Genomic DNA, 7812 nt, shown 5'->3' with positions numbered 1-7812 from the left:
GGAAGCGGCGGAGTGTGGGGCTGAGAGTGGTCGCCGCCGCTTCCCCACAGCACGGCCATGATGCCGTCCTCCGGCACCGTCGCCTCACCGGGCCCTGGCTCGTTCAAATTCAGGAGCGGGGCTGGCTCGTATCGGCGCCGTAGCGTAGTCCGTCGATGAGGAGCGCGACCATGCGTTGGCTGTAGCCGACTCCCTCGTCCTCCACCGGCAGGCACAGATTGGCGACGGCGTACAGGAGGTCTTTGGGGCTGACGCCGGCGCGGATCTCGCCGCTGGCTGTCGCGGCTTCGAGCAGTGACCCGAGGGTGGGTCCGAGTCGCTGCATGAAATAGCCGGGCAGGGCTTCGAACGCCGGATCGCCCGAGTGAAGGGCTGTAGCGAGTCCTCGTTTGGTCGCGAGGAACTCGGTGTAGCGGAGGAGCCACTTCGCGAGTGCCATTTCTGGCTCGTACGCCGCGGTCAGCGCCGGGGCCGCGTCGGCACAGGCATCCACCTCGCGCTGAAACACGGCCTTGACCAGGTCTGAGCGCTGCGGGAAGTGCCGGTACAGCGTTCCGACTCCGACGCCGGCCAGATCGGCGATCTCCTTCGCGGGCGCGTCCACGCCTGACGTGCCGAAGACGGCCTTGGCTGCCTCAAGCAGGGAGTCGATGTTGCGTTGCGCGTCGGCGCGCAGCCGACGCGGCGCGCGTTCGGGTGCGCCCGGACCCGGGGAGCCGGTCGAGTCGGCTCCGGTCGGCGCCGTGTTCTCGGTCACGACACTCCTTCGCTTGCTTAACCGGAAAGGCTTTCCGTATAGTTCCGGAAAGACGTTCCGCTTCGGTTCAGGATACGGCATGCAAGTGCACGCCCATGCCTCGACCACAACCTCAGGAGAAGCCGCATGCAGTACCGCACCCTCGGCCGGACCGGCATCAAGGTCAGCCCCTACGCGCTCGGCGCCATGATGTTCGGGACCGTCGGCAACCCCGACCACGACGACTCAATCAAGATCATCCACAAGGCCCTGGATGCAGGGATCAACTTCATCGACACCGCCGACGCGTACGCCCACGGCGAGTCCGAAGAGATCGTGGGAAAGGCGCTCAAGGGACGTCGCGACGACGTCGTCCTTGCGACCAAGCTGCACCTCCCGATGGGAGATGATCCCAATCAGCGAGGCAACTCCAGGCGCTGGATCATGACCGCGGTCGAGAACTCGCTGCGTCGCCTGCAGACCGACCACATCGACCTCTACCAAATCCACCGACCGGACCCCGACACCGACATCGAGGAGACGCTTTCGGCACTCTCGGACCTGATCCACAGCGGTAAAGTCCGGGAGATCGGGTCGTCCACGATGCCCGCCTCCGACATCGTCGAAGCCCAGTGGGTGGCTGAGCGGCGCGGCCTCGAACGGTTCCGCACCGAACAACCGACCTACTCGATCCTCAACCGCGGCATCGAAACCGAAGTGCTGCCCGTCGCCCAACGCTACGGGATGGGCACGCTGGTGTGGAGCCCTCTCGCGCAGGGACTGCTCACCGGGCGCATCCGCAAGGGTCAGCAGACCGACCTCCGCCGCGCCGCCTATTTCAAGCACCTCAGTGACGAGCGTCGGCTCGATGCCGTCGAACAGATCATTCCGCTCGCCGAAGAGGCGGGCTTGCGGATGACGCACCTCGCGATGGCGTTCGCGATCGCCCACCCCGGCGTCACGTCCGCGATCATCGGGCCGCGCACCATGGAGCAGCTCGACGACCTCCTCGCCGGCCTCGACGTCACGCTCACCGACGAGATCCTCGACCGGATCGACGAGATCGTGCCACCCGGCACCGATGTCGGCACGCTCGACATGGCCTACAACCCACCCGCCATCGAGCAGGCGCGCCTGCGCCGCCGGCCGCTCGACGAACGCGCCGCCGCCTGACCGCATCGCTCCCGCACGGCGGTCACACCCGCAGCGCCCGCCAGGATCCGCGCGTCATCAGACTGAGCCTGTCCCCGCTGGATGAGGACGCGGCGGCCGCGCTCATGCCGTCCGACGCCGGCGGTTGATTTATCGGGTGAGCGGCGGCAACCCGCTGTTCCTGCGAGCGTTGCGCAACGCCGACGACAACGCCCTGGCGGAGCTGGCCGACCGCCGGCCGGGCGCCGTGCTCGCTCTGGAGGAAACGCTACTGACGATGCTGCGCACGGAACTCGACTCGCCGCGAGGGGTACGTGCCGCGCCCGCCCCAGCCGGACGACGAACCGCGCTAACGCACCCTCTGGACGATCCGGCTGCCCCGCCGCGGGCAGATCACCGCCACCCCGCCTGTGCCGCTCTGCGCGATGCCGGCCGATTGGACGGGTGGGCACGCCGGTGAGGACGTGCCCGGCCGGGCCTGTGGGGATGGTGTCGGTACTACTCGATGAAGGCCGTGGCGTGGTCGCGGGCCCAGGTGGCGAAGGTGCGGGGAGCGTGACCGGTGAGCTGTTCGACGGTGTCGGTCAGAGGCACGGGGCGGCCGTCATGGGCCTGCCAGTAGTCGAGCAGGGGGTCCGCGTACGGACCGGGGATGTAATCGGCCACTTCCTGTTTCCATTCCTCGCGGGTGACGTGGTTGACGGTGATCGGCCGGCCGGTGATCTCGGCGAGTTGCTCGATCTGTTCACTGAACGTGAGGCTCTCCGGGCCGGTCAAGTGGAGGCACCGGCCCTGGTGGCGTGGGTCGGTGAGCACGGTGAAGGCCACTTCGGCGATGTCCCGTTCGTGGATGGGGTCGGTGTAGGAGCCCGGGTAGGGCAGGCTCACCGGGCGGCCGGCCTTGATGGGCCAGGCCCAGGCGCCCGCGTTACCGGCGAAGGAACCGGGGCGCAGGAGCGTGGTGGCGAGCGGTGAGGTGAGCAGTGCGGTCTCGACGTCGAGATGGGACTTGGCCAGCGGATCACCGGCCGCTTCGGGGTTCAGCACGCCGGCGGACGACAGCAGGACGACGTGCTTGACGCCGGCCGTAACGGCGGCGTCGATGAACTCGGCGATGTGCGAAGCCTCGGCGTACAGGAAGACCTCGGTGACGCCGGAGAGAGCGGCCGGAAAGGTGGCAGGATTTCTGAGGTTGCAGGTGACGGCTGTGATGCCGTCGGGGACCTGTAGTTCTCCAGGGTTGCTGGAGGCTACGCGTACGGGCTGATCAGCCTGGAACAGCAGGGCCAGCAGGTGGGCGGCGACCGCGCCGCGGCCTCCGGTGATGAGAATCATGGACAAACTCCCGTGATCGGTACGGATATGGATGCGGATGCCTTCCGGAGGCGTGGAAGGCTCAGTGGACGTGCGCCCCCCGGCGGGGAAGCAGCGGGATGCTCACTGCGCACGCCGTTGAGCAGGCCCTTGCGCTGCCCGCCTGGGTGGAGTTCACCTCGCCGAGGGCGCCCGCGAACACGGCGCCGAAGCTGGGACGCGATGCGGCTTCTGACCGTGAACGAGGCGGTGATGATGCCAACGGACACCGGCGCGGTGACCACGGCCGCGTGGAACGGGCTCAGGCCCAGACGCTGCTGCAGGTAGGCGCTGTCACGTACATAACGCCCGTGACGGTGCCGAAGAACAGCGCACCGAAGACCAGACCGGCCACGAAGCCGCGGTTGCCGAACCGTGACCGTTCCAGCAGCGGCCGGTTGGCGCGTGCCTGCTGCCATCGGAACGCGGCCAACGCGACGGCGCCGGCCACCGTGCCAAGGGAGCCCATCGCGAGCGTGTAGCTCGCGCCGAGCCAGGGAGCCAGTGACCAGGAGGCGCCGAGGTCCCGCACGATGGTGGGGGCCGGCCACGTTGGTCACCGTAGTGCTCAGCAGGTCGGGCACATCGGCGGCGACCACGAGCAAGAAGATTGCCCGTACACGTGGGGAGGAGGTTGTGGACATGACAAGGCACGCTCTCCGCTGAGAGATCCAGACAGCCTGTACTGAGGCTGTCGTGCCGGCCGGATGTCCCGACGCGCTCGTGAACGAGCGCTGCACCTTACGATCAAGAAAGTACCACGAACCTCACGTAACCGGAGAACCCGGCTCCTGTGCAGGCTCCTGTGGTGCCGGGGAACGAAGGTTCGGGAACCGTCGAGGACAGTGACCGTTTCCCTGCGGGCACCCAGGTGGCCATCTACGGTGCCAGCAATATCGGCGTGACCGAGGATGGGCTCTTCCAGCAGTGGATCGTCGTCGACGACGAGCGCCTGCTGGAGCTGCCCGACAGTGGGCGCAGGGAGAGAAACCGCCCGTGCGCAGTGCGGTGCAGCGGTCGATCCGCTGGTGGCCAGACGTCGTGGACGACGCGATCTCTTGTAGTGACTGCCTGCTGAGCTCGCGACGAACCGCCGGGCCTCAGGAGACCAGCGGAACCCCCTTGAGGATCTGCTGGAGGTGCATGACCTGCCGTGGGATGAACTCCGCGATCGTGAGCCCGACGACATCCACGCAGGCGTCGATGTCGGCGATGATGCGTCGCGCCTCGTTGCCGGTGAGCCCGCCGGGCACCATGCCGAGCCCCAGGCCGATCTCGTTGCTGTCGATGGTGTCGACGGCGAAGTGAATGGCGACGCGCGAGCGGCCGGTGGCGGCGAGCCAGTCGAGGACGGGCCGGGTCGAGTCGCGGAGAACGCCCGCCTCGTCCGGGGTCAGATGGGCCCGGCGGGAGCGCAGGAACTCTCCCAGGTCGGCGTTCTGATCCATACGTCCAGTATTTCTCCAGGTCACCGCGGTTTCACCCGCCAGGGTGGACCAGTTGGACCTAGGTTCAACGGGGCCTGCGCCGACGGCCGGCCAGGTCAGTGGCGCCCTGAGACTGGACAAGGACCGGGCACCTGTCGAGGCGATTGCGTCTCCCGCCACCTCGCCGGGTCCACCCGCTCATCGCATTCGACGTCAACCGCGGCCACGTTCGTGTCCTGTCCCCCGGCACCGCGCCCAACTCCGCCGGAGAACCACGGAGCACACCCACCATGCCTTTCGCCATCTCCATCCTCGGGCTGGGCATCTTCGCCCAGGGCACCTCGAAGTTCATGCTCTCGGATCTGCTGCCCTCCCTCACCCAGGCCGGTCTGCTGGTCTCCGCCTCCACAGACTCGCAGAAGATCACCGCCATCCACTGACAGTGAACCGCTGACGGTGAACGGTGCGCGCGCGAACCGGGTCAGGCCACGCTCGCGCACCCTGATGCCCAGGTCGAGCTCTGGGCGGCGCTCCTGCACACGTTCGTCGACGGACTCGCCTCCCAGATCATGAACACACCCGGCGAAGTGTCCGCCGACACCGCCGCACAACTGCTGCGTTCACTGCAACAAGCCGTACCTCGTGCATCTTTCCGTCAGCGGCTTCGACCAGCTCGTTGACGAGCTTGGCTGCCAGGGTTAATGGCGGCTTCGGTGCCCAGCGCGATCTGCAGGTGCGACTTGCCGGTGCCGGAATCACCGATCAAACACAACGGCAGCCCCTTGCGCGCCCATCCCCCGGTCGCCAGCGTGTGGATCACGGCCGGGGTCGACGGTGGGCTTGGCGTCGAAATCGCCGATCAGGGTCTCAGGCATGACCGGGAGTGCACGTCCAGCCCCCGACAATCGGGATTATCGCCGTACGGGGCATCTGCAGCACCGCAGGTCGCGACGCTCGGACTGCGGCAGATCCGGACGGTCTGACGATTTCAGAAACGTGTGTGAGCTGAACGACCTTGGCCACGAGTCCCGCCGGCGGCTCTTCGGTTGCGACCGTCGTGTCGGCCTTTGCCGGCTACTACTGGGCGGTGTGAGTCACGAACCGCGGCGCCGCCCGGGGCCACCCTATCGGGGGGTCAAAACACAGAACTCATTGCCATCGGGATCGGCCATCACCACCCAACTGACCCCGCGCTGGCCGATGTCGATTCGAGTCGCTCCGAGGGAGGTGAGACGGTCGACCTCCGCTTGCTGGTCACCGTGCATAGGTGGAGCGAGGTCGAAGTGCAGTCTGTTCTTCCCGGTCTTCGCCGCCACTGGCGGACCGCCCCAGGTGATCTTCGGACCGCCGTGCGGCGAGCGGATCGCGGTCTCTTGGTCCTGGTCCCAGACCAACGGCCAGCCCAGCGCTTCGCTCCAGAAGTACCCGACCTCCTGCGAACCGTCGCTCGAAAGCGCTCCGATGAATCCGCAGTCGGCAAGGAAGTTGTTGTCCGGCTCGGTGACGCAGAACTCATTGCCTTCGGGGTCGGCGAGCACCACATGCCCCTCCTCCGGGAGTTGCCCGATGTCGATGTGCTGCGCACCGAGTCCGAGCGATCTCGCCACCGTCTGCTGCTGGTCCTCGAGGGACGTGCTCGTCAGATCGAAGTGCATCTGGTTCGGAGCGGTCTTCTTCTCCTGGGTCGGAAGAAATCGGATCCGGAACCCGGTGTCATCGCTCGGCAGGATCGCGATGCCATCGTGGGGGTCGTTGGCCATCTCCCAGCCCAGGACGCCGGCCCAGAAGCGCGCGAGACGGAGCGGGTCGTTCGCATCGAAGCAGAGCGCGACGAGCTGAGAAGTCATCCCGCATCTCCAATCTGCTGACTCAGAGGCGCAGGCAGGGCACATCCTCCTGGCGCATGACGGAAGCAACGCTAGCCTGATCGAGGACTGCGACGCCAACGCTTATAAGTCAGGGGGCGACGCTTCCGGCGCACGATCCGCGATCAGGACAGTGGACGATTGGCTCAGGCGCGGGCCAGCGCCGGCTTCTCGTACAGCTCGATCGCGGTGCCCTCAGCGGGAGGTTCCACGCGGCCGCCACCACCCCAAGCGCCAGGACCAGATGTCACGCACCGGACCGCGCCCAACTCGGCCGGAGATGGGTCCGACCCTTTCGAGCCACAACGGCGCGCTCAGCTGACGGGGGCGCCGAACCACCGTGGCAGCTGGCTGTGCAGCTCCCGCTGATCATCACCGACCCACGCCACGTGGCCGTCGGGCCGCAGCAGCACGGCGGGTACATCCAGTTCCTCGCTGACGTCGACGACGTGGTCGACCCGATCTGCCCAGCCCGCCACCGAGAGCCGGCCGGTCTGGTCGAGCAGCAGTCCGCGGCCGCCGTGCATCAGCGCGTAGAGGCGACCGCGCTTCAGCTCCACGTCCCGCATCCGCCGGCCGAGCAGTTCATGCCCCTCGCCGAAGTCGTAGCGGATCCCGATCGCGGTGATCTTCCCGATCAGGTACCGGTTCACGTCCTCGAAGTCCACCAGTTGCGACAACAGCCGGCGTACTGCCTGGGGACCCGGCTCGAGGGACCCCAACTCGACCTGCACCCGGGTGTTGTCCAGCACGTCGGCGGCCACCGGGTGCCGTTCGGTGTGATAGCTGTCCAGCAGCTCCCCCGGCGCCCAGCCGCCGACCTCGGCGGCCAGTTTCCAGCCCAGGTTGAACGCGTCCTGGATACCGAGGTTGAGCCCCTGCCCGCCCAACGGCGGGTGGATGTGCGCCGCGTCGCCGGCCAGCAGCACCCGGCCGGTCCGGTAGCGCTCGGCCAGCCGGGTGGCGTCGCCGAAGCGAGAGAGCAAGCGCGGTGAGTGCAGGCCGAAGTCGGTGCCGGCGAGCTTTCGCACCTGCTGCTTCAGCTCGTCCAGGGTCGGCGTGACCGTGCGGTCCTCGGCCACCCCGGCGGCGGGTGCGACGATCCGGTACACCCCGTCCCCGAGGGGCCCGGCGCCGAAGCCCTTGTGAGTCTTGTGGACTTCGGTCACCACGGCCATCAGCGTCTCCGGCGGCACGGCCACCTCCACCTCGCCCAGCAGCCACTCGTGCGTGGCGGGCTCGCCGGGGAAGCCGACGCCGAGCAGCTTGCGCACCGTGC

10 protein-coding genes are annotated in these 7812 nt (G+C 67.8%); 3 read left to right on the top strand and 7 right to left on the bottom strand.

Annotated elements, in window-relative coordinates; translation table 11 throughout:
• Positions 1–109 precede the first annotated feature (109 nt).
• The gene (locus AB0J09_RS49225) at positions 110–757 is read right to left on the bottom strand and encodes a TetR/AcrR family transcriptional regulator (protein ID WP_360707781.1); all 648 of its coding nucleotides are present in this window, start codon (positions 755–757) and stop codon (positions 110–112) included.
• 189 nt (positions 758–946) lie between these two features.
• Here AB0J09_RS49225 and AB0J09_RS49220 point away from each other — a divergent pair, with 189 nt between their 5' ends.
• Positions 947–1909, top strand: a complete 963-nt coding sequence (locus AB0J09_RS49220) for an aldo/keto reductase (RefSeq protein ID WP_360707779.1) — start codon at positions 947–949, stop codon at positions 1907–1909.
• A gap of 136 nt (positions 1910–2045) precedes the next feature.
• Entirely contained in the window at positions 2046–2348 is a 303-nt protein-coding gene (locus tag AB0J09_RS49215; RefSeq protein WP_360707776.1) for a hypothetical protein, read from the top strand.
• A gap of 38 nt (positions 2349–2386) precedes the next feature.
• Here AB0J09_RS49215 and AB0J09_RS49210 read toward each other — a convergent pair whose 3' ends face one another.
• The 3 genes from AB0J09_RS49210 to AB0J09_RS49200 all read right to left on the bottom strand — a co-directional run bounded on the left by AB0J09_RS49210 (position 2387) and on the right by AB0J09_RS49200 (position 4689).
• Positions 2387–3223, bottom strand: a complete 837-nt coding sequence (locus AB0J09_RS49210) for an NAD(P)H-binding protein (RefSeq protein ID WP_360707773.1) — start codon at positions 3221–3223, stop codon at positions 2387–2389.
• 280 nt (positions 3224–3503) lie between these two features.
• Positions 3504–3773, bottom strand: a complete 270-nt coding sequence (locus AB0J09_RS49205) for a hypothetical protein (RefSeq protein ID WP_360707771.1) — start codon at positions 3771–3773, stop codon at positions 3504–3506.
• Positions 3774–4341: 568 nt separating this feature from the next.
• The gene (locus AB0J09_RS49200; protein WP_360707768.1) at positions 4342–4689 is read right to left on the bottom strand and encodes a hypothetical protein; all 348 of its coding nucleotides are present in this window, start codon (positions 4687–4689) and stop codon (positions 4342–4344) included.
• 269 nt (positions 4690–4958) lie between these two features.
• On the opposite strand from AB0J09_RS49200, the gene AB0J09_RS49195 reads away from it, so the two are divergent.
• Positions 4959–5108 (top strand): hypothetical protein, encoded by a 150-nt coding sequence (locus AB0J09_RS49195; protein ID WP_360707766.1) that lies wholly within the window; start codon positions 4959–4961, stop codon positions 5106–5108.
• Between the two features lie 215 nt (positions 5109–5323).
• Here AB0J09_RS49195 and AB0J09_RS49190 read toward each other — a convergent pair whose 3' ends face one another.
• The 3 genes from AB0J09_RS49190 to AB0J09_RS49180 form a co-directional block, all read right to left on the bottom strand.
• Positions 5324–5488 carry an ATP-binding protein gene (locus AB0J09_RS49190; RefSeq protein ID WP_360707764.1) on the bottom strand — a complete coding sequence of 55 codons (165 nt, stop codon included), beginning with the start codon at positions 5486–5488 and terminating at the stop codon, positions 5324–5326.
• A 304-nt stretch (positions 5489–5792) separates the two neighbouring features.
• Positions 5793–6515, bottom strand: a complete 723-nt coding sequence (locus AB0J09_RS49185; RefSeq protein ID WP_360707762.1) for a VOC family protein — start codon at positions 6513–6515, stop codon at positions 5793–5795.
• Positions 6516–6847: 332 nt separating this feature from the next.
• Positions 6848–7812 (bottom strand): FAD-dependent monooxygenase (locus AB0J09_RS49180; RefSeq protein ID WP_360707759.1); only part of this gene is annotated, 965 nt, incomplete at its 5' end.

This window comes from Nonomuraea sp. NPDC049784 (genome assembly GCF_040659615.1).
Classification (GTDB): Bacteria; Actinomycetota; Actinomycetes; order Streptosporangiales; family Streptosporangiaceae; genus Nonomuraea.
Note: the sequence above shows the minus strand (reverse complement) of the source record. Positions and strands in the feature narration are given on the sequence as shown.

Excerpts from the sequence above, each read along its gene's own strand:
- AB0J09_RS49220 (WP_360707779.1), top strand. The coding sequence starts at position 947 with ATGTTCGGGACCGTCGGCAACCCCGACCACGACGACTCAATCAAGATC.
- AB0J09_RS49210 (WP_360707773.1), bottom strand. The coding sequence starts at position 3,223 with ATGATTCTCATCACCGGAGGCCGCGGCGCGGTCGCCGCCCACCTGCTG.
- AB0J09_RS49200 (WP_360707768.1), bottom strand. The coding sequence starts at position 4,689 with ATGGATCAGAACGCCGACCTGGGAGAGTTCCTGCGCTCCCGCCGGGCC.
- AB0J09_RS49195 (WP_360707766.1), top strand. The coding sequence starts at position 4,959 with ATGCCTTTCGCCATCTCCATCCTCGGGCTGGGCATCTTCGCCCAGGGC.
- AB0J09_RS49185 (WP_360707762.1), bottom strand. The coding sequence starts at position 6,515 with ATGACTTCTCAGCTCGTCGCGCTCTGCTTCGATGCGAACGACCCGCTC.